Annotated in this window: 14 protein-coding genes; 8 read left to right on the top strand and 6 right to left on the bottom strand. The window is 66.2% G+C overall.

The features are described from left to right. Positions 1 to 616 precede the first annotated feature (616 nt). Entirely contained in the window at positions 617 to 2,218 is a 1,602-nt protein-coding gene (locus RRU_RS12195; protein ID WP_011390106.1) for a tetratricopeptide repeat protein, read from the bottom strand. Positions 2,219 to 2,471: 253 nt separating this feature from the next. Here RRU_RS12195 and RRU_RS12200 point away from each other — a divergent pair, with 253 nt between their 5' ends. Continuing rightward, positions 2,472 to 4,103 carry a CYTH and CHAD domain-containing protein gene (locus tag RRU_RS12200; protein WP_011390107.1) on the top strand — a complete coding sequence of 544 codons (1,632 nt, stop codon included), beginning with the start codon at positions 2,472 to 2,474 and terminating at the stop codon, positions 4,101 to 4,103. 36 nt (positions 4,104 to 4,139) lie between these two features. On the opposite strand, the gene RRU_RS12205 is transcribed toward RRU_RS12200, so the two are convergent. Next, positions 4,140 to 4,385, bottom strand: coding sequence for a DUF4169 family protein (locus tag RRU_RS12205; protein WP_011390108.1), 246 nt, complete (start codon positions 4,383 to 4,385; stop codon positions 4,140 to 4,142). Between the two features lie 409 nt (positions 4,386 to 4,794). Here RRU_RS12205 and RRU_RS12210 point away from each other — a divergent pair, with 409 nt between their 5' ends. The 5 genes from RRU_RS12210 (at position 4,795) to RRU_RS12230 (ending at position 10,624) form a co-directional block, all read left to right on the top strand. Further along, positions 4,795 to 6,384, top strand: a complete 1,590-nt coding sequence (locus tag RRU_RS12210) for an ABC transporter substrate-binding protein (protein ID WP_011390109.1) — start codon at positions 4,795 to 4,797, stop codon at positions 6,382 to 6,384. A gap of 176 nt (positions 6,385 to 6,560) precedes the next feature. Then, positions 6,561 to 7,571: an ABC transporter permease subunit gene (locus tag RRU_RS12215; RefSeq protein WP_011390110.1), complete on the top strand. Its 1,011-nt coding sequence runs from the start codon at positions 6,561 to 6,563 to the stop codon at positions 7,569 to 7,571. A 5-nt stretch (positions 7,572 to 7,576) separates the two neighbouring features. Further along, a complete protein-coding gene (locus RRU_RS12220; protein ID WP_011390111.1) occupies positions 7,577 to 8,554 on the top strand; it encodes an ABC transporter permease subunit in 978 nt (325 codons plus the stop codon). Positions 8,555 to 8,564: 10 nt separating this feature from the next. After that, on the top strand, positions 8,565 to 9,593 hold the full coding sequence (locus RRU_RS12225) for an oligopeptide/dipeptide ABC transporter ATP-binding protein (RefSeq protein WP_011390112.1): 1,029 nt from the start codon (positions 8,565 to 8,567) through the stop codon (positions 9,591 to 9,593). After that, positions 9,590 to 10,624 (top strand): peptide ABC transporter ATP-binding protein, encoded by a 1,035-nt coding sequence (locus tag RRU_RS12230; RefSeq protein ID WP_011390113.1) that lies wholly within the window; start codon positions 9,590 to 9,592, stop codon positions 10,622 to 10,624. Before RRU_RS12225 ends, RRU_RS12230 begins: the two co-directional genes overlap by 4 nt. 16 nt (positions 10,625 to 10,640) lie before the next feature. On the opposite strand, the gene RRU_RS12235 is transcribed toward RRU_RS12230, so the two are convergent. The 4 genes from RRU_RS12235 to hspQ all read right to left on the bottom strand — a co-directional run bounded on the left by RRU_RS12235 (position 10,641) and on the right by hspQ (position 17,242). Continuing rightward, on the bottom strand, positions 10,641 to 15,323 hold the full coding sequence (locus tag RRU_RS12235) for a PAS domain S-box protein (protein ID WP_011390114.1): 4,683 nt from the start codon (positions 15,321 to 15,323) through the stop codon (positions 10,641 to 10,643). 172 nt (positions 15,324 to 15,495) lie between these two features. Next, a complete protein-coding gene (gene msrA, locus RRU_RS12240) occupies positions 15,496 to 15,978 on the bottom strand; it encodes a peptide-methionine (S)-S-oxide reductase MsrA (RefSeq protein ID WP_011390115.1) in 483 nt (160 codons plus the stop codon). Positions 15,979 to 16,033: 55 nt separating this feature from the next. Beyond that, positions 16,034 to 16,801, bottom strand: coding sequence for an endonuclease/exonuclease/phosphatase family protein (locus RRU_RS12245; RefSeq protein WP_011390116.1), 768 nt, complete (start codon positions 16,799 to 16,801; stop codon positions 16,034 to 16,036). Positions 16,802 to 16,912: 111 nt separating this feature from the next. Beyond that, positions 16,913 to 17,242 (bottom strand): heat shock protein HspQ, encoded by a 330-nt coding sequence (gene hspQ / locus RRU_RS12250; protein WP_011390117.1) that lies wholly within the window; start codon positions 17,240 to 17,242, stop codon positions 16,913 to 16,915. 186 nt (positions 17,243 to 17,428) lie between these two features. Here hspQ and hrpB point away from each other — a divergent pair, with 186 nt between their 5' ends. Then, positions 17,429 to 19,963 carry an ATP-dependent helicase HrpB gene (hrpB, locus tag RRU_RS12255; RefSeq protein ID WP_042440436.1) on the top strand — a complete coding sequence of 845 codons (2,535 nt, stop codon included), beginning with the start codon at positions 17,429 to 17,431 and terminating at the stop codon, positions 19,961 to 19,963. Positions 19,964 to 20,113: 150 nt separating this feature from the next. Further along, positions 20,114 to 21,796: a methyl-accepting chemotaxis protein gene (locus RRU_RS12260; protein WP_011390119.1), complete on the top strand. Its 1,683-nt coding sequence runs from the start codon at positions 20,114 to 20,116 to the stop codon at positions 21,794 to 21,796. Positions 21,797 to 21,864 lie beyond the last annotated feature (68 nt).

The raw sequence follows: 21,864 nt of genomic DNA on the forward strand, positions 1-21,864 counted from the left end.
ACAGACGCCGGAGCCAAACCAACTCCGAAAGGCTTGAAAAGCCCTGTCTTTCCCTAACCCGTCCAGGTATCCCCGGACCCCGTCAAACCAGTCCGCGGCACCGCCGCCCGGTTCGTCGGGAGGGCGGTTTCTACTCCCGCCCCAGCACCGTTGTCAACACCGCGTTTTTCTTTTTTCCACCAGCCCATCCCCCTCTCAGGAGACCGCTAACCCCTTGCGGGATATCGCGTTTTCAGGACCGGCCAAACCCGGAGCCAACTCCCCGAAGCACCACCGGCGCCGTCGGGAGGCGGGTTCTAGGCCCCTGGACCCACAACGTCAACCGCTTTCTCGCCTTCCCTTGAAAAAAACCGTCAAACAGATCGGACCGGAAGACGCCAAGGGTCGGCCGACTTTCGTCGAACCGTAAAACAAGCCCCAATCCATCGGACAAAAGGTCCACCGGATCGATAGCATAGACGGGGATCAGAAAAAGGGTCCCTGTCGGCCACACACACTCTAAACAGTGCCTGACCTCGGATTTATCAATGTAAGAGCTTCTTAGCCTTATCGCAAGGTTTTTTGGCCGATGCCCGCCCGCCACCTTAAAAGTCCACAGCCTTAAAGGCACCGCGCCTTAAAGATTGGTCGGCTCGCAATACTGACCGGCGCTTTTCAGGCGGGCGCAGAGCGCTTGGGCGCTGGTGCCAGCGGGAAGCGGACCGGCGGTCAGCCGCTGGAAAACCCCCTTCTTACCAAGGTCGGCGCGCACGATATGGGGCGACAGCCCCGACAGCAGCGCGCCATGGCGCTTTTGCAGGGCCGCCCATCCGGCGCGGGCATCGGCCTCGCTTTTGTAGGAATCGAGGTGAACGCCATTGGCGGCCGAGCGGCCCGCCGCGCTTTTGCCTTTGGCGGTGCGCGAGGACGCCGCCGCCGTCTGGCGCGGCGCCGTCGGACGCGACAGGCCGACGGATTTGCGGATGCCGGCGATCTCGGCCCGGGCTTCGGCCTGGGAGATCACCCCGAGATTTTGCAGATGGGCGACCCGGTCCTCGGCCGCCGCGCCATCGGTCGCCGTCGCCGGACGGGCCAGAACCGGGGCGCGCGAGCGCGGGTCGGCGGGCAACAGGGCCTCAAGGATGGCCAGCCGCTCGGCCGCCATCTGCTCGCCGGTCATCGCCCCGCGTTCCTGGGTGGCGCGCAGCGCCTTGAGGCGGGTGACCACCTCTTCGGGCGCCGGGGCCGGACGGCCGAGATCGGCGGCCGGTTCGGGGCGGGTCAACGGCAACAGCGCGCCAAGATTGGCGGCGCGGCGCCGGCCGTATTCCTCCTCGGTGATCAGGGACTCGGCGAGCAAGCGGCGTAACGCGACGAAGCGTCGGGCGATATTGGCGGTTTCCCGGGGATCGAGCAGCCCGGCCTGGGGAATCGGCGACGCCGGAACGAGGGGAGCGCCCAGGGAGAGCGCCGCGGCCGTCGCCGGACTCGGCGGCGTCACCAGGGAGCGCGGCGCCCCCGAAGCCGACAAAGGCTCGACCGGATAGGCGGAGGAACTGACGGTTTCGATCACCGGCCCGCCGGCGGCGGCCCCGGCGGCGGGCCCGGCGGAGAGCGGGGCGACGCTCCCGGCGGGCGAGGAAGTCGTCGTGGTCGTGACCGTGCGCACGGTCACCGTGCGTTTCCCCGAGGTCCGCGGCAGGGGAACCGCTTCCGTGGTCGGCGGTGGCGCCATCGCCAGCGGCATCGCCGTGGGCGCCGCCGGCGTCATCGGCATCCTGGGCGAGGACAGCTCGGCCGGCAGGCGCGAGGATGCTCCTTCGGTCGCCGGCAGCATGCCGAGAACTTCCAGATTGGCCGCGGCGATATCGGCGATCGGCTGGGGCGGTTGGCGGAACCAGGTGCCGACGGCGGCCTGCTCCCGGGGCTTGAGGGCCACCAAGTGACGATAGATGCGCGCCGCCTCGGCCGGACGACCGGTGTTCTGATACAGCAGACCGGCGGCGAGCAAGGCGTAGGGCTCCTGGGGATTGGCGGCCAGGGCGCGTTCCACATGGGTTTCGGCGCCGGGGTAGTCGCCTTTGGCTAGGGCTGCCAGGGCCAGATCGGTGGACAGCCCCGCCGCCGGACTCCCCGCCTGGGCGGCGTCCTCCATCTGGCCCCCGGGGCTTTGGCACGCCGCCAGCCCCAGGCACAGCATCCAGAGCGCGGCCAGGCCACGCAGGGTCGTTCCGTTCATCCGTCCGCCTCCATCCCGTCGCCCCCCGTCGGGAAAGCCGGGAGTCCGATGATCCATTCCTGGCGCGGATCACACCATGGAGACCTTAAGAAAAACCGAATCCGCGCCGGCCCACCCGATCCCGCGTCGATAAAAGGCGCGACCGCGGCGGGAAAACCGGGCGGAGACTTGCCTTTTCCCTCCGGTCTGGCATCTCATGGACGGGCGATAGCCGTTCTAGGCAAGGCGTTTTGGGCAAGACGAAGGGGACCTCATGGCCAATATGGAAACGGAACTCAAGTTGAGCTGTCCGGCCGAACGGATCGGCGAAGTTCTCGACCATCCGGTGATGCGCTCGCCCGGCGGCCGCAAGCCGGTTTCCCGCCATCAGATCAGCACCTATTACGATACCGCCGATAACGCCCTGGCCAAGGCCGGGCTGTCGCTGCGCCTGCGCTCGGCCGGACGCCAGCATTGGCAGACGGTCAAGACCAAGGGCAGCGAGCGCGGCGGGCTGCACGCCCGGGGGGAATGGGAAGCCCGGGTCGCCACCCCCCTTCCCGATATCACCCTTCTCGAACACTGGGGGCTGGCCGAGGACTTCGCCGCCCTTATCGGCGAGCAGCCGCTTTTCCCGCGCGTGGTCACCGATATCCGCCGCGCCACCCGACGGGTGACGACACCGACCGGCGTCGTTGAAATCGCCGTGGACCGTGGCGAGGTCCGCGCCGAGGAGGCCAGCGAGCCGATCGCCGAGATCGAACTGGAACTGATCGAGGGCGAGGTCGGCGCCCTTTATGATCTGGCCCTGCGGCTGGCCGAAACCCTGCCTTTGGCTTTGGGGTCGGAGTCCAAGGCGGCGCGCGGCTTCCGCCTGCTTGGCCTGGGCGAGCCGCCGCAGGCGGCGCGCGCCGAGGCCATCCCGCTGGACGGCGCCATGCCGGCCGAAGAGGCCTTCTGGCATATCGGCCGCTCCTGCCTGGATCACGTGGCGGCCAATGCCCCGGCGCTGATCGCCGCCAGCGATGACGATGCCGTCCATCAGATGCGCATCGGCATCCGCCGCCTGCGTTCGGCGATGACCACCTTCAAGGCGATGATCGCCGGCGAGGATACCGAGGCGGTGAAAGAAGATCTGCGCTGGTTGATGGGGCTGCTGGCCCCGGCCCGGGATTCCGAGGTTTTCCTGGCCGAGAGTCTGGCCCCGCTCGCCGCCGCGGCGTTGGCGCAGTCCAAGACGACGGCACGGCCGCCCGTCGAATCCTCCCCTTCGGCCCAAGGGGAACGCCCGCCGGTGCCCGAGGACGGCGCCGGCGCCCCCGGGTGGGCGGGCTTGCGCGATCACTTCGAAACGGAAAGCCTGGCCCACCAGCGCGCCGCCCGCGAGGCGGTGGCCAGCCCGCGCTTCGCCTTGCTGGTGCTGCGCGCCACCCGCTGGCTTGACGGCGGCGACTGGCGCGGCGCCGACGAGCGCTCGGTCGCCCGGACGACGCCCCTGGGCAAGGCCGCCGCCGCCGTTCTGCGCAAGCGCCATAAGGCCCTGCGCCGCGCCGGCCGCGACTTTGAAGACCTCAGCCCCGAGGCCCGCCACGCCCTGCGCGTTCATATCAAGAAACTGCGCTACGCCCTGGAATTCCTCTCCGACCTTTATCCCGAAAAGCCGACACGGGCGACGTTGCGCGTGCTCAAGGAAGCCCAGGAGATTTTGGGGACCGCCCACGATATCGTCGTCGCCCGCGAAAAACTGCGCCGCGCCGCCGCCAGCGCCGGCCCCGGCCACCCTGATCTGGCCTTTACCGCCGGCTGGGCGGCGGCTTTGAACGAGGATCGCCAAGCCACCCTGGAAACCGCCGGACGCAAGGCCTGGGAGGCGGTGAAGGCCATGGACAAGGTTTGGAAAAGCTAGGGCGATGCGCGGGGACGAGGATTCCCGCAGATCGCCCTAGTCGGGCCCGTCGTCCCCCTCCTCCGGCCCGCCGCCCGCGCCCTCTTCCGGCCTTTGGCGCTGATGCCCCTCGAGCACCTTGCCGGCGCGCTCGCGCTCCAGGGTGGTGGCCTGACGTTCGGCCTTGGGGCGGCCGAAGCGGGCGCGGTTGGCTTCGGCCTCGCGCCCCCGCTCCTCGCGGACCCGGCGTTTCCGGGCCTGTCGCAGGTTGATCACCTCGGCCATCGCCTTCTCCTTGATCATGGCGCCGCTCTCCGGTTCCGCGGGGACGGCGGCCTTTGACGGTAACCCCGCCCGCCAAGACCGCAAGCGGCAGGGGAAAATCCGCTTCCCGCCCACCGCCTTAGGATCTTGATCGGGGAGCGAATCGTTGTCGCGATCGGCTGCGGATCGCTCGGGGATTGGCTCTAGGACCTTGCTATCGGCCACTTTCGCCAGGGTTGACGGGTACAAAAATGTCTCCGATAGTGGTAGCCGCTTTGGAGCTTGCCGGAAAGACCTTCCGGCGGGGATCTTGAGCACCGGATGGGGATCTCCCCCCTTTGATCCAGCCGAGCCGGGCGGCGCCTTCCCGGAACAGACATAGTCACGATCAAGGACATTCGTCCCGGCCGCGCCCGTCCAAGGGCCGGTCCATACTCTGGAGGACAGCATGCGCAAAATAGTGATTGGCGCGGCTTCGGCCGTTATCCTCGCCATGGCGGCGAGCGGGGCCCAGGCCAAGACGCTGGTCTATTGCTCGGAAGGCAGCCCCGAGGGCTTCAATCCGGCTTTTTACACCACCGGCACGACCTTCGACGCCACCAGCAAGAACATTTTCGACAAGCTCGTTCTTTTCAAGCGCGGCACCACGGAGATCGAACCCGGTCTGGCCGAGAGCTGGGAGGTTTCGCCCGACGGCAAGACCTATACCTTCCACCTGCGCAAGGGCGTGACCTTCCACGACAGCGACATCTTCAAGCCGACGCGGCAATTCAACGCCGATGACGTGATCTGGAGCTTCGAGCGTCAGTTGAAGAAGGATCACCCCTATCACGCGGTTTCCGGCGGCACCTACGACTACTTCGAAGGCATGTCGATGAACACCCTTCTCGAAAAGATCGAGAAGGTCGACGATTATACGGTGGTCTTCCACCTGAGCCGCCCCGAAGCGCCGATGCTGGCCAATCTGGCCATGGACTTCGCCTCGATCTTCTCGGCCGAATACGCCGATAAGATGATGAAGGCCGGAACCCCGGAAGTCGTTGACCAGAAGCCGATCGGCACCGGTCCCTTCATGTTCCGCGGTTACCAGAAGGACGCCCAGATCCGCTACGAGGCCAATCCGACCTATTGGCAGGGCAAGGCCGCCATCGACCGCCTGGTTTTCGTCATCACCCCCGACGCCAGCGTGCGCTACGCCAAGCTGAAGGCCGGCGAATGCCATGTGATGCCCTATCCCAATCCGGCCGACCTGGAAGCCATGAAGACCGACAAGGCGGTCAACCTGATGCACCAGGAAGGCCTGAACGTCGGCTATCTGGCCTATAACGTCGAGAAGAAGCCCTTCGACGACGTGCGCGTGCGCAAGGCCCTCAATCTGGCGATCGACAAGAAGGCGATCATCGACGCCGTTTATCAGGGCGCCGGCACCGCCGCCACCAACCCGATCCCGCCGACGATCTGGTCCTACAACAAGGCCGTCAAGGACGACGCCTTCGATCCGGCCGCCGCCAAGAAGCTGCTGGCCGAAGCCGGGGTGAAGGATCTCAAGACCACCATCTGGGCAATGCCCGTCCAGCGCCCCTACAACCCCAATGCCCGCCGCATGGCCGAAATCCTTCAGGCCAACTGGAAGGCCGTGGGCGTGGATGCCGAAATCACCTCCTACGAATGGGGCGAATACCTCAAGCGCGCCAAGGCCGGCGAGCATGAGACGGCGCTGTTTGGCTGGACCGGCGACAATGGCGATCCCGATAATTTCCTGGCGGTTCTGCTGGGCTGCGACGCCATCCCCGGCAACAACTATGCGCGCTGGTGCGACAAGTCCTTTGAAAACCTGATCCAGAAGGCCAAGATCGCCACCAGCCAGGAAGAGCGGGTGAAGCTCTACGAAGAGGCTCAGGTCATCTTCAAGGAGCAGGCCCCCTGGGCGACGATCGCGCATTCGGTGGTCTACGAGCCGATTCGCAAGGAAGTTATCGACTATAAGATAGATCCGCTTGGCGGACATATCTTCTACGGCGTCGACCTCAAGAAATAGCCGACAAAGCCGGCGGGGGAAGGCGATGCCTTCCCCCGTTTTTCATTGTGCGGCGCGGGGCGGACACTCGCTCCTTCTGCGGTAGCCGACGGATTCCAAGGTTTGCATTTCCCATACGGACGTGTATTGTCCGGCGCTTTCCTGGCCCCGCAACAGCGCGAAGAGCGCGAGACACCATGATTTCGTTCATTCTCAGACGGGTCGTGCTGATCATCCCGGCCTTCATCGGGGTGACCTTGCTGGCCTTCGCCTTGATCCACCTGATCCCCGGCGACCCCATTTTGGTCATGGCCGGCGAACGCGGGGTAAGCCCCGCGCGCCATGCCATGCTGATGACCCAACTCGGCCTCGACCGGCCGTTGTGGGAGCAGTATCTGACCTATCTGGGGAAGGCGCTGCAGGGCGACCTTGGTAACTCCATCGTCACCCGCCAGCCGGTCATCGAAGAATTCAAGACGCTGTTCCCGGCGACCATCGAGCTTGGCGTCTTCGCCATGGTCTTCGCCGTGCTGATCGGCATCCCGGCGGGCATGTTGGCGGCGGTCAAACGCGGCACCAGCCTCGATCACGGGGTGATGGTCGTCAGCCTGACGGGCTATTCCATGCCGATTTTCTGGTGGGGCCTGCTGCTGATTATGCTGGTTTCGGGCATCCTCGGCTGGACGCCGGTCTCCGGGCGCATCGATTCCATCATGTGGATCGACACCGTCACCGGCTTCATGCTGATCGACAGCCTGCTGTCGGACGAACCCGGCGCCTTCCTGTCGGCTGTTCACCATCTGATCTTGCCCGCCATCGTCGTCGGCACCATCCCCTTGGCGGTGATCGCCCGCATGACGCGGTCGGCCATGCTCGAGGTCCTGCGCGAGGATTATGTCCGCACCGCGCGGGCCAAGGGGGTCAGCCCCGGCCGGGTGGTGATGGTCCACGCCCTGCGCAACGCCCTGATCCCGGTGATCACCGTCATCGGCCTGCAGACGGGCGTTCTGCTGGCCGGCGCCATCCTGACCGAGACGATCTTCGCTTGGCCCGGGGTTGGCAAATGGCTGGTCGACAGCATCAACCGCCGTGATTATCCGGCGGTTCAGGGCGGCATCTTGCTGATCTCCACCGTGGTCATTCTGGTCAACCTGCTGGTCGATGTGCTGTATGGCGTCATCAACCCGCGCATCCGCCATCGACGGTAATCAAGATGACTCTCACCCCTTCCGAACCCAAGACCGGCCCCAAGACGGCGGGGGGCGCGCTCGACGCTCCCGGCCAGGAGGCCGCCGTCGCCCTGCGGGCCGAAGCGGCGCTCGCCCTCAAGCCGCCCCATCCGCTGGCCGAGTTCTGGCATTACTTCAGCGAAAACAAGGGCGCGGTCGCCGGGCTGATCTTCATCGTCGTCATTGTCATCGTCGCCCTCTTCGCCCCCCAGGTCGCCCCCCACCATCCCTATGAGATGAACGTGCCGATGGCCAAGATGCCGCCGGCCTGGCTCGAGGGCGGTCAGTGGTCCTATCTGCTGGGCACCGACGCCCTGGGCCGCGACATCCTGTCGCGCATCATTTTCGGCGCCCGGCTGTCGCTGATGGTCGGCGCCGTGGTGGTGACGCTGTCGCTGGTCGCCGGCGTCGGCCTTGGCCTGCTGGCGGGCTTCCTGCGCGGCTGGGTCGATATCGTCATCATGCGGCTGATGGACATCATCTTGTCGGTGCCCAGCCTGCTGCTGGCCATCGCCATCGTCGCCATTCTCGGCCCCGGCCTGGAAAACGCCATGGCGGCCATCGCCGTCGTCGTCCTGCCCCATTACACCCGGCTGACCCGGGCCGCCGTGATGACCGAGGCGACCAAGGATTACGTCACCGCCTCGCGGGTGGCCGGCGCGTCGAAGGGCCGGCTGATGGTCAAGACCATTCTGCCCAATACCCTGGCGCCGTTGATCGTTCAGGCGACCCTTGGCTTTTCCACGGCGATCCTCGACGCGGCGGCGCTTGGCTTCCTCGGGCTTGGCGCCCGTCCGCCGCGACCGGAATGGGGAACCATGCTGTCGGAAGCGCGCGAATTCGTGCTCAGCCACTGGTGGATCGTTACCTTCCCCGGGCTTGCCATCCTGTTCACGGTGCTGGCCTTCAATCTGATGGGCGACGGCCTGCGCGATGCCCTCGATCCCCGCATGAAGCGGTGAGAGTCCTGCCATGTCCTTGCTTGAAATCGAGAACCTGACCGTAGAATTCGGCAGCGGCGACAAACCGTTCCGCGCCGTCGAGGACGTCAGCTTTTCCGTCGATGCCGGAGAGGTTCTGGGCATCGTCGGCGAAAGCGGCTCGGGAAAATCCGTCAGCTCGCTGGCGATGATGGGTCTGGTCGCCTATCCCGGGCGGGTCAAGGCCAGCAAGATGGTGTTTGACGGCATCGATCTGCTGACGCTGTCGGGCCGCCAGCGTCGCAAGCTGACCGGCTCGGACGTGGCGATGATCTTCCAAGAGCCGATGACCAGCCTCAACCCCTGTTTCACCATCGGCTATCAGATCACCGAGACCCTGAAGATCCACCAGGGCGGCACCCGCGCCCAACGCCGGGACCGGGCCATCGAATTGCTGTCCCAGGTTGGCATCCCCGATCCGGGATCGCGCCTGGGCCTGTTTCCCCACCAGCTTTCCGGCGGCATGAGCCAGCGGGTGATGATCGCCATGGCCGTCGCCTGCGATCCCCGTCTGCTGATCGCCGACGAGCCGACGACGGCGCTTGATGTCACCATCCAGGCGCAGATCATGCACCTGCTGCTGACCCTGCAGGAAAAGCGCGGCATGGGCATGGTGCTGATCACCCACGACCTTGCCGTGGTCGCCGAGGCCGCCCATCGGGTGGTGGTGATGTATGCCGGTCAGGTGATGGAAACCGGGGCGGTGCCGGCGATCTTCGATCGTCCCCACCACCCCTATACCGCCGCCCTGCTCGAGGCCCTGCCCGAACGGGCCGAGGGCAAGCGTCGGCTCAACACCATTCCCGGCGTGGTGCCGGGCGCCCACGACCGCCCCAAGGGCTGTTTGCTGGCGCCGCGCTGCGCCTTCGCCCAGGACCGTTGCCGGGCCGAACGGCCGAGCCTGACCCCCACCGATAGCGGACAGGTTCGCTGCTTCTTCCCCCTGTCGGCCCCCGATCCCCTGAAGGCGCCGCCGCCGGCCGCCCTGGACATCGATATCCGTGGAGAGGCCCGGCCATGACTCCTGCGATCCCCACCGCGCATTCCCCCCTGCCGGGGACCGAGGCCGTGATGCCGGTTCTCGAGGCCCAGGGGCTGACCAAGCGCTATTCGGTGGCCCGTGGTCCCTTCAAGGACGACGCCACCGTCCACGCCCTGACCGATGTATCGTTCCGTCTGGCGCCGGGCCGCACCCTGGCCGTCGTCGGTGAATCGGGCTGCGGAAAATCGACCCTCGCCCGTCAGGTCACCCTGATCGAGGAGCCGAGCGAAGGAACCTTGCGGATCAATGGCAAGGCCGTGGCCTTTGCCGACGAGGCCGCCGTCAAGGACGCGCGGCGCAGCGTCCAGATCGTTTTCCAAGATCCCTATGGCTCGCTCAATCCGCGCTGGAAGGTGCGGACCATCCTGGACGAGCCGCTGGCGATCAACACCACCCTGGGCGCGGCCGAGCGGCGCGAAAAGGTCGCCGAGATGATGGCCCGGGTCGGGCTGCGTCCCGAATTCGCCACCCGCTATCCCCATATGTTTTCCGGCGGTCAGCGCCAGCGCATCGCCATCGCCCGCGCCCTGATGCTCAATCCCCGGGTGGTGGTGGCCGACGAGCCGGTTTCGGCGCTCGATGTGTCGGTGCAGGCCCAGGTGCTGAATTTGCTGATGGATCTTCAGCAGGATTTCGGCGTCGCCTTCCTGTTCATCAGCCACGACCTGTCGGTGGTCCGCCACATCAGCAACGATCTGATGGTGATGTATCTGGGGCGGGTGGTCGAGATGGGCCCCAAGGAGGCGATCTTCGGCGCCCCGGCCCACCCCTATACCCAGGCGCTGATGGCCGCCACCCCCAAGCTTGATCCCGGCGCCCGGCGCAGCCGCGAGCCGCTGAAGGGCGAATTGCCCTCGCCCCTCTCCCCGCCGCCCGGCTGCACCTTCCACACCCGTTGCCCGCTGGCGGTGGCGATGTGCAAGCAGCAGATCCCGACGCTCCGCCCGGTCGGCGGCCGCGAGGTGGCCTGCCACCGGGCCGAGGACGCCTTGGACAGCCCGCGCGTCTAACCGATCGGCTTCTCCATCACCCGGCGGGCTCTTTCGCATAAGGGCCCGCCATCGCGTCCAGGTGGGAGGACAACGCCTCCAGCGAGGCGGCGAGCAGCGCGCGCATCTGGTCGCAGAGCGCCTGATCGCGACGCAAGGCATCCAGGGTGCCCGGACCGTCCTCGCGCAAGCGTTCCTCCCACAGGGCGGCGTGACTGGCCAGGGCGACGGCGCCCATCGATGCGGCGCTTCCTTTGATCGTATGGAAGGCCATCGACAGGGCGGACCAGTCGCCGCGACCGATCAGATCCTCGATCTCGTCAAGAAGCTCCCCGGTCCGCTCGGCGAAAGTCGGCAGCAGGCGGCGCAGAAGATCCACCTGCCCGCCAAGCCGCTCGGCGATCGAGTCCAGGTCTTCAAGCAAGGGCTCGTCCGACGGGACCTCCCTCCCCGTCCCGCCCATCGGCGATGGAGGGGCGATCGGTTCGCCTTCCGTCATCCCTTCCGTCATCAAGGACACCAGCACGTCGATGGTGGCGGTGATGTCGATGGGCTTGCCGACATGCTCGGTCATGCCCGCGGCAAGACAGGCCTCGCGGTCGGCGCGCGAGGCGTTCGCCGTCATCGCGACAATCGGCAAGGCTTTGAAGCGGGCATCGGCACGGATGCGCCGCGTCGCTTCGAAGCCATCGATATCGGGCATCTGGATATCCATCAGCACGGCGTCGTAAGCGATCTCGCCCCGCAAAACCATCATCACCCCGCGTTCCCCGCCTTCGGCCAGATCGATCTCGGCCCCGGCGCCGGCCAGAAGCTCGGCCGCCACTTGGCGATTGATGGCGTTATCCTCGACGACCAACAAACGGCGCCCGGCCAGGGGCGTTGGCAAACCGCGGGGCGCCAGGGCGGTCGCCTCGCCCTCCGAGGTGGCCCGATCCCGCCGAAGCAAGGCGTCTCGCAGTTGCCCCGGGGTGACCGGCTTGGTCAAAACCGCATCAAACGGCGCATCGCCGGTTTGCTCGGCCAAACTCAAGACATCGCGGCCATAGGCGGTCACCATGATGATGGACTGGGGACACAGCGTCACTCCCATCTCGCGCAGGATCCGGGCGGTGGTCAGTCCGTCGACTTCGGGCATGCGCCAGTCGAGAAGCACGGCGTCATAGGGGCGCCCGGCCGCGTCGGCGGCGACGATCCGCGCCTTGGTCTCCGCGCTCTCTTGCACAAGATCGCAGTCATAGCCAAGGCCCTGGACGGTTTGGGCGAGAATGCCGCCCGCCACCGGATTGTCCTCGACGACAAGAACGCGCAAGGGTCTGCCGCTTTCCGCACTTTCGGAGCCCTCGCCGCTAACAGGCAAGGTGATATCAAACCAGAAGCGGCTCCCCCGCCCCGGCTGGCTTTCCACCCGCAACACGCCGCCCATCCGCTCGACAAGATGACGGGTGATGGTCAGCCCCAGACCACTGCCGCCGAACCGCCGGGTCGTCGAGGTCTCGGCCTGCTCGAACGCGCCAAAGATGCTGGCCAATTGGTCGGCCGCGATGCCGATCCCCGTATCGCTGACGGCCATCCGCATCGTCAGGCGGTCGTCCTCGCGGGCCAGCACACCGACGGAGACGATCACCTGCCCCTGATCGGTGAACTTCAGGGCGTTGCCGGCGAGATTGAGCAAGACCTGTCGCAGGCGCAGGTCATCGCCGATGAAGCTGTCGGGCAAATGGGGGGCGATATCGAACAGCACCTCCACCCCTTTGTCGCCATAACTGCCCGACAGCACCACCGCCAGATCGCGCAAAACCGTTTCCAGGCGGAAGGGATGGGGCTCGAGATGAAGCTTTCCGGCCTCGATCTTCGAGAAATCCAGGATGTCGTTCAGCAATCCCAGAAGAGAGCCGGCGGCCGAATGCGCCTTGCAGACATAATCGGCCTGATGGGGGGTGAGCGCCGTGCGTTGAACCAGGGTCAGCATGCCGAGAATGGCGTTCATCGGCGTTCTGATCTCATGGCTCATATTCGCCAGGAATTGCCCCTTCACGACGCTCGCCTCTTCGGCGGCCTGTTTGGCCAGAACAAGGGCGCGTTCGAACTCCTTGCGCCGACTGACATCCTGGGCCACGCCCAGATAGCCGGCGATCCGGCCATCGTCTTCGCGAATGGCGGTCACCACCAAAAGCACCTCAAGATGGCCGCCGTCCTTGCGGACATAGGTCCATTCCTGGGCCTCAACGCCATCGCGTTCGGATCTGTGGACGAAAACCCGGAATCCTTCGATCGGAACGCCGAATTCATCGCTCAGACTCCGCCCCCGCTCGGCGACTTGGTCGGCAAGGTGGATCAAAGCCGGCGTTTGTTTTCCGACCATCTCCTCGGCCGAATAGCCAAGCAGCTTTTCGGCCCCGCTGTTGAAAATGGTGATCACGCCATCGGGATCGGTGGCGATGATCGAAAACTCCCGCGCCGAGGCCAGAACACTGCGCAGCAAGGTGTTGCTGCGATTGCGCTCCGCCTCGGCTTTCTTGCGATCGGTGATATCGATGCGCAGCGCCACATAGCGGTCGATGCTTCCGTCCTCGCCGAAAAACGGCGTCAGAACGCTGTCCAACCAATAAAGGGCGCCGTCTTTCGCCTTGTTGCAGACTTCTCCACGCCAGCTGCCGCCCGCCGAGATCGTCGCCCACACGTCAGCCCAGAACGTTTTATCATGAAGACCGGAATTCATAATCCGGTGATCAAGTCCAAGAAGCTCGTCTTTCGTATAACCCATCAATTTACAGAAATTATCATTGATACTAATGATATTTCCATTCCGATCGGTGATTGAACACAGCAGTTGTTCATCGATCGTTCGCAGCAACGCTTCATTCTCGCGCAAAGCCGCGTCTAGCTTTTGGCGCCCCTCGACCAGTTCGCTGACATCATGAACAAGGGCGTAGAATCCCAAAACCTCGCCGTCGACGACATCGGGAATATAATGGGCCAGGGAATGGCGAACGCCCTGGCCATTGGGCCGGGGGATCATTCTTTCGAAGGTCTGCGGTTGGCCGCGCAAAACGGCCTCGATAAAGGGACGATTGGCCGTGAACAACGCCTCGCCCAACAGGGAGCGCATGGACTTGCCGATCAGACCGCTCGGATCGACATTGAACCACGAACAATAGGCCCGATTGGCGATATGACAGTGCAGATCCCGATCCCAATAGCCAATCATCGAGGGCACGGAATCCAAAACGGTCTGTAAGGCGCGGCGGGCCTTTTCAAGCTCCGCGGTCCGGCTGGCGACCTGTTTTTCCAATTGGGCATTGAACTCGAGCAACGATTGCTCGGCCGCTTTTCGCTTGCGGATATCACGGATCAGATTGGCGACGCCCACGACGTGCCCCAGTCTATCGTGGACCGGACAAGCGGTCATCGACACATCGAACAGATGACCGTCGGCGTGGATCCTCTGGGTATCGAAGGCCATGACGGCCTCTCCCGAAAGCGCCGACAAAACGATGCTCTGGTTTTCGGCCATCCGATCGGCCGGAATCAGCAAGGGAGCGAGCGCTTTGCCGATCACCTCGGGCGCCTTATAGCCAAACAGGGCTTCCGCCGCCCGGTTCCAGCCAACGATCGTGCCATCAAGCGCCTCGCCGATGATGGCGTCGCCGCTGTTCTCGACGATCGTGGACAAACGGGCCTGGGCCTGGGCGATTTCCCGGCGACGGGCTTGGTTAAGGCCGATCACGGCGGCGAAGCCGGCGGCCAAAATCGACGCGCCGATGCCCAGCGACACGACGACCCAAGGGGCGATCCGTTGGACCGCGTGACCATAGGCCGGGCTCACCGTGACCGAGATTTCCCAGACCCGCCCGAAAATCGAGCGGGTCAACGTTTTCGTCACACACTCCGCCGCCGCGCAGTCGGTATTGGAGGTGAAGACCGTCTCGGCCTCGGCCGGATTGGTGACGTCGCGCAGGGTCAGCGCCAGGCGATCCTGGTTAGGGACCAGTCCGCTCAGAACCTCGGGCATGTTGAGCGGCGCATAGCTCCAGCCAAAAGCCTGGGCCCGACGCTCGGCAAGGGTTTCGGGGGTCGACAAGGTGCGATAGATGGGCAGGAGGATAAGGAAGGACTGGGATTTGTCGCCGCTCGCCTGCACCAGGGTGATCGGGCCGGTCAAGCGCACCTGCCCGGTGTCGATCGCCGCTAGGGCCGCCTCCCGCCGGTTCTTTTCCGACGCGATGTCCAGGCCGACCGCCTTAAGATTGCGTTGGGCCGGTTCTATATACTGAATAACGAACCGCTCACCCTCGTGGGGGGTGAATTGGGCGATGGCGAAATCGGGCCAGCCATCGGCACGGGCCTCGGCAAGGAACCGCTCCTCGCGGTCCGCCGGCACGCGGCGGATGAAGCCAAATCCCCGCGCCCCGGGAAATTCCGCGCCGATATCGCGGGTTTTGGAGTACCCCCGGAAAACCTCTCGCGTAATGCCCCTCTCGCCAAAGGTGACGATCACCCCCCGGGCGCCCCGCAAGCCGTATTGATAGAGCGTGATCCGCTCGGCGATGGCGTCGGACAGGCGCGTCAATTCAAGCGACGCCGCCGTTTCAGCCAATTCCGCGTTGCGCTGCGTCACCCACCAGACGGCAAAACCGCTCAGTCCGATCCCCGCCAGCACCGCGCCCACGATCCACCACCACACAATGCGCCTGCCAAGGCCGGTCGTCCCTGTCATGCCCGTCTCCGTTCAATGGCCGCCGCCTGACGGGGACGACCCATAGAGACTGTGAGATGGGAATGGTGGGGTTTGCAGACCAGAAGGCGGGCGGTTATTGAGCGACGGATAAACCGGCGCCCGCCGCGCGCCGCAATCGGGCGGCGAACGGCGAACGGCGAACGGGCAGGAGTTAATGACAGGCCGGGGCGACGCCGGTGCGGGCCCGTTGTTTGTCGATATAGCGCTGGTGATACTCTTCGGCCGGCCAGAAGGGGCCGGCGGGTTCGATGCGGGTGGCGATGGCCCGCGACAGGGCGCCCGACTGTTCAAGCCGGGCGCGGCTGGCCCCGGCGGCGGCTTCCTGGCCGGCGTCGTGATAGAAGATGGCGCTGCGGTACTGATCGCCGATATCGGGCCCCTGGCGGTCGACCTGGGTCGGATCATGGGCGGCCCAGAACACGTCCAGCAACTGTTCGTAGGTCACTTTATCGGGATCGTAATCAACGCGCACCGCTTCGGCATGGCCGGTATCGCCGGCGCAGACCTGACGGTAGGTCGGTTCCTTGAAATGCCCGCCGGTATAACCGACGGTCGTGCCGGTTACCCCGGGGATCTTGCGGAAGGTTTCTTCCACGCCCCAGAAGCAGCCGGCGGCGAAGGTTGCGGTAGCCATGGTGAAAGCTCTCCTCGAAAGCGGGTGGGGCCGAGCGGCTTTCCTCAACATGGGGTTAGGCGGCATCCTCGGACAAGACGTCGGCGCCCTCGAAGCGGAACCAGGCCATCAAAGGCAGGTGATCGCTGGCGACGCGCGTTCCTTCGGTGCGGATCACCTGATGGTTTTCCAGATGCAGATCGCCGGTGGCCAGGATGCGGTCGAACATCATCGTCGGCAGGGCCGAAGGGTAGGTCTGGCCGGTCACCCCGCCGGGCAACAGGCGGTGCAGGCGCTGCATGGCCGGGCTGGTCCGCCGCCAATGATTGAGATCGCCGCAAACCAGCGCCGGACCACGCCAGCCGTCCAGCAGCCGCAGGCCGATCCGCCGGATCTGGATGCGGCGCTCCAAAGGGATCAGCCCCAGGTGGACATTGATCAGCCGCACCGACCGCCCCTTGACGCGGATGCGCGCATCGATACCGCCGCGCGGCGAGTGATAGGGCAGGCTGAGGTCAAGGGGCGCCACCGATTCAACGGGATGGCGCGACAAGATAGCATTGCCGAAATGGGCGTTGGCATGGTGACGGACCAGCCCGGGGATCACCGTATAGCCGGTTTCGCGTTCCAGAAAGGCGAACTGGTCAAAGCCACTGGGGCCGCGCAGGGCCCATCCCACTTCCTGCAGGCCGATCACATCGGCATCAAGGGCGCGGATCGCCTGGGCCACCCGATCGGGACGGAAGGCGCCATCCGTCCCCAGACAGGAATGAATGTTATAGGTGGCGATGGCGAAGCCGGTGTCGGGATCGTCCTTGCCGGCCGTGATCTTGGTAAGGGTCACCCGCTCTGCCCCGGAAAAACCATGGAGGATCGTGGAGAACAACGCTCTGCTTTTTTATCGAGTTCAGATCAAATGATCCGCGTTACCGGATCGCCTTTACCCCGGTTTGATCTAATGGGGCCGCAGGGTGCGGCTAATGTAGACCCCATCTTTGCGGGCGTCGAACATTTCGGCCAATTCCGGGTGCTGAACCGGCCGGGGATTGTCCTCGGCAAGCAGGTTTTGTTCCGAAACGTAAGCGGTATATGTGCTTTCACCATTCTCGGCGAGAAGGTGATAGAACGGCTGATCCCGGGCGGGCCGAATATCCTCCGGGATGGCATCGTACCATTCCTCGGTATTGTTGAAAACCGGATCGACATCGAAGATCACGCCGCGAAAGGGATAAACCCGATGGCGCACCACTTGACCAATCCGATATTTGGCGACACGCATGGCCATGGGATAAACCCGCCCTTTATCCTGGAGCGCTAACCGCCAAAGCCGCTGACGACTTCCCGGCGATACCCCCGCTCCGCACCGCCACTCTCACCCGGTGGCTCCGGATCCCCGTTTACCATGAACGGGGTCTGGGCCGATATGGATCCTTCAAGACTGCTCCGCACTGAGCGTGAACGCAAGGCCGTGATGCCCCCATTCTCCCCTGGGCCTTTGCCCATCGACCCCGTATTGCCCGCTTTGCTCGAGGCCCTGGCCAGCCACGGCCGGGCGGTGCTGATCGCCCCGCCGGGCGCGGGCAAGACCACCCGCGTTCCCCCGGCCCTGCTTGGCGCCTTATGGCTTGGCGGGCAAAAGGTCGTCATGCTCGAACCGCGCCGGCTGGCCACCCGCGCCGCCGCCCGGCGCATGGCTTTTGAAGCCGGCGAGGCCGTGGGCCAACGCTTCGGCTTCCGGGTTCGCGGTGAAAGCCGCAGCGGCCCCTTGACCCGGGTCGAGGTGATGACCGAGGGCATCTTGACGCGGCGCATTCAGGACGATCCGGAACTGGCCGGCGTCGGCTGCGTCATCTTGGATGAATTTCACGAACGCGGCCTTCAGGGCGATCTGGCCTTCGCCCTGTTGCGCGAGATCCAGGGGGCCTTGCGCCCCGATCTGCGCCTGCTGGTCATGTCGGCCACCCTGGATGGCGCCGCCATCGCCGCGCTGATGGACGACGCGCCGGTGATCGAAAGCCATGGCCGGGCCTTTCCGGTGACGATCACCCATGGCGAGCGCCCGGCCGCGCGCGATCTTGGCCCGGCGATGGCGCGCACCATCTTGCGGGCGCTCGAGGACGAGCCGGGCAGCGTTCTCGCCTTCCTGCCCGGGGAACGCGAGATCGCCGCCGTCGCCGGGGCCCTGGCCAGGGCCTTGCCCGCCGATACGGTCTTGCGCCCGCTTTATGGCGCCCTGCCCCCGGCCGAACAGGACGCGGCGATCAGTCCTTGTCCGCCCGGCCAACGCAAGGTGGTTCTGGCCACCGATATCGCCGAGACCAGCTTGACCATCGAAGGCGTGCGCATCGTTGTCGATAGCGGCCTACGCCGCAGCCCGCGCTTTGATCCGCAAACCGGCCTCAGCCGCCTGGACACGGTGCGTATCTCCCAGGCCGGGGCCGAGCAGCGCCGTGGCCGAGCCGGCCGGCTGGAACCGGGCGTCTGCCTGCGGCTGTGGCCCGAGGCCGAGCACCGCGCCCTACCCGCCCAGGAAACCCCCGAGATCCTGGCCGCCGATCTGGCGCCGCTGGCCCTGGAGCTGGCGCGCTGGGGGGCGCGCGACGCCGCCGCCCTATGCTGGCCGACCCCGCCGCCGCCCGGCCCCCTGGCCCAGGCCCGCGATCTGCTGACCAGCCTGGGGGCCCTGGAGCCGGCGGGGGGCTTGAGCGCCCATGGCGCGGCGATGGCCGCCCTGCCCCTCCACCCGCGTCTTGCCCATATGGTGCTGGCCGCCAAGGCCGATGGTGCCGACGACGGCGCCCTCGCCTGCCTGCTCGCCGCCCTGCTTGCCGAACGCGATATCCTGCGCCCCGGCCCCGGCGCCGCCCGCGACCGCGATCTGACCACCCGCCTGGAGATCCTCATCGGCCAGGGCCGCCGCGCCCCAGCCGGACAGATCCTGCGCCAGCCAACCCTTGGCGCCGTCCGCGACGAGGCCGCTCGCCTGCGCCAGCTCGCCGGGATCGCCGCCTCGGCCAGCCCCGAGCCGGCGCGCTGCGGCCGGGTGCTGGCCCGGGCCTATCCCGACCGCATCGCCCAGGCCCGTCCCGGCCAGCCCGGCCGCTTTTTGCTGTCCTCGGGCCGGGGCGCCCTGATCGACGTCGGCGATCCGTTGGCCGCCGCCGCTTTCCTGGCGGTGGCCGAGGTCGATGGCGCCGGGTCCGAAGCCCGCGTCTTCCTGGCCGCCCCCCTTGATCGCGCCGATCTTGAAGAGCTGTTCGACGAGGCACTGCGCCCTTGCGAAACCGTCACCTGGGACCCGCGCGCCGAGGCCGTCGTCGCCCGCGTCGAGCGCCGCCTGGGCGCCCTGGTCTTTGAAAGCCGCGACCTGCCCGATCGCGCCGACCCGGCCCGGACCACCCCGGCCGTCTGCGCCGGCATCCGCCGTCTGGGATTGGGCTGTCTGCCATGGACGCGCGAAACCGACCGCCTGCGCGCCCGGGTCGCCTTCCTCCACCGGGTTCATTCCGCCGACGACTGGCCCGATCTGTCCGACGACGCCCTGCTCGCCAGCCTTGCCGACTGGCTTGGCCCCTGGCTGGACGGCATAACGCGGCGGAGCGCCTTCGCCCGCATCGATCTGATGGCGGCGCTCAAGGCGCTGATCGGCTGGCGGCGTCTGGCCGACCTCGACCGGCTGGCGCCGGCGCAGATGGATGTGCCAAGCGGCGTCAAGGTGGCCCTGGATTACGAGGTCCCCGACGGCCCGGTCCTCGCCGCCCGCGTCCAACAGCTGTTCGGCCTGACCCGCACCCCGGCGGTGCTAGACGGCGGCCATCCGGTGCTGGTCCACCTGCTTTCGCCGGCCGGCCGGCCGCTGCAGGTCACCCGCGACCTCGCCGGATTCTGGAAGGGCTCCTACGCCGAGGTCCGCAAGGACATGCGCGGACGCTACCCCAAGCACCCCTGGCCGGAAGATCCCACCGGGGCCGAGGCGACCAACCGGGTAAAGCCGCGCGGTCAGTAGGGGTTTTTCGGGCAAAGCCAAGCCCGGTTTGAAGCAGGGGGGCCATGCGAAAGCAGGGCGTTGTTCAAGCGGGGGGCCTTATGGCTCCATACGCCGCTCCACCATCCGTTTCGACTCGCTCCCTCTCCGACTTCAAGAAAGCCCCGCCCCATGCGATCGCTCTCGCTGCGAAGCCAAATCCTGCTTATTCCCTGCCTCGCCGCCGGGGCGATCGTTCTGGTCGCCCTGTTCGCCGGCACTCTCATCCATGACCGGATCGAAGAGACCCACCGCGTTCAGATCAAAAGTGTCACGGAATCCACGGTCAAGGTGATCGCCTCGCTGCATGCCCAGGTGGCGGCGGGCGCCCTGGCCGAGGATCAGGCCCAGCGTCTGGCCCGCGACGCCGTCCGCGCCATCCGCTTCGCCGGCGACGAATACTTCTATATCTACGCCTATGACGGCAAGTTGCTGGCCCATGCCGTCCGCCCCGACCTGGAAGGAACCTATACCCTCAAGGACACCCGCGACGCCAAAGGGGTGAAGATCGTCGAGGACCTGATCGAGATCGCCAAACGCGGCGGCGGCTTCATGCCGTTCGTCTGGCCCAAGCCCGGCCAAACCGAACCGGTGGCCAAATTGGGCTATGCCGAGAGCTTCGCCCCCTGGGGATGGATGGTCGGCACCGGCGTTTATATGGACGATGTCGAGACCGAGGTGGCGCGCACCCTGTGGGAAATCGCCATCGGCGGCTTTTGCGCCCTGGTCTTCATCGCGATCATCGGCCTTGGCGTGACCCGCAGCATCGGCCGGCGGGTTCGCGGGCAGGCCGAGCGCATGGGGGCGATGGCCGAGGGCGATCTGACCACGGCGGTCCCGGCCGATTCGGCCAATGATGAACTGGCGGCGATGGCCAGAACCCTTGAGGTCTTCCGCCATCGCCTGATCGAAAACCGCGATATGGCCGAGGCCCGCGAGGCCGAACAGCGGCGGCGCGCCGAGGAGGCCGAACGCATCGGCGCCCTGGCCCGCGCCTTTGACGCCGCCACCGAAACCACCCTTCAGGTGGTCAGCGGCGCCGCCCTTGATCTTGAACGCGACGCAGGCGCCCTGTCGCTTTCGGCCGAAAACATCGGCGAACGTTCGGTCACGGTGTCCTCGGCCGCCGAACAGGCCTCGGTCAATGTCCAGACCGTCGCCGCCTCCACCGAGGAACTGACGGCCTCGATCAACGAGATCGCCCGTCAAGTGGCGACCTCGGCCCAGGTCGCCATGGATGCGGTGACGGAAACCAGGAAGACCAGCGCCCATATCCACGGCTTGGCCGATGCGGCGCAGCGCATCGGCGCGGTGGTCGAACTGATTACCGATATCGCCAGCCAAACCAACTTGCTGGCGCTCAACGCCACCATCGAGGCCGCCCGGGCGGGCGATGCCGGCAAGGGCTTCGCCGTGGTCGCCGGCGAGGTCAAATCCCTGGCCAACCAAACGGCGCGGGCGACCGGGGAGATCGGCGAGCAGATCGCGGCGATCCAGCAGGCGACGACGGTCGCCGTCGACGCCATCGAGGCGATTTCCACCGTCATCGCCACCATTGGCGATTCGACAACGACGATCGCCACCGCCGTCGAGCAACAGGGCATGGCGACGCGCGAGATCACCAGCAATGTGCATCAGGCGGCGGCCGGCACCGCCCTGGTCAGCCAAAGCATCGGCGCCATCGCCGAGACCATCGCCACCACCCGTCAGGCTTCGGCAAGCGTATTGAACGCCGCCGGTCAGTTGCGCCAGGAATCCACCAGCCTGCATGAAAAGGTCATCGGCTTCCTGGCCGGCGTGCGCGGTCAAGCCTAACGGAACGGGTGTTTTTGTCTAAATGCACCGGTTTTAGGCCCTTGGGCAGGACGACCGCCGCCGCGGAC

The sequence above is a fragment of the Rhodospirillum rubrum ATCC 11170 genome (assembly GCF_000013085.1).
Classification (GTDB): Bacteria; Pseudomonadota; Alphaproteobacteria; order Rhodospirillales; family Rhodospirillaceae; genus Rhodospirillum; species Rhodospirillum rubrum.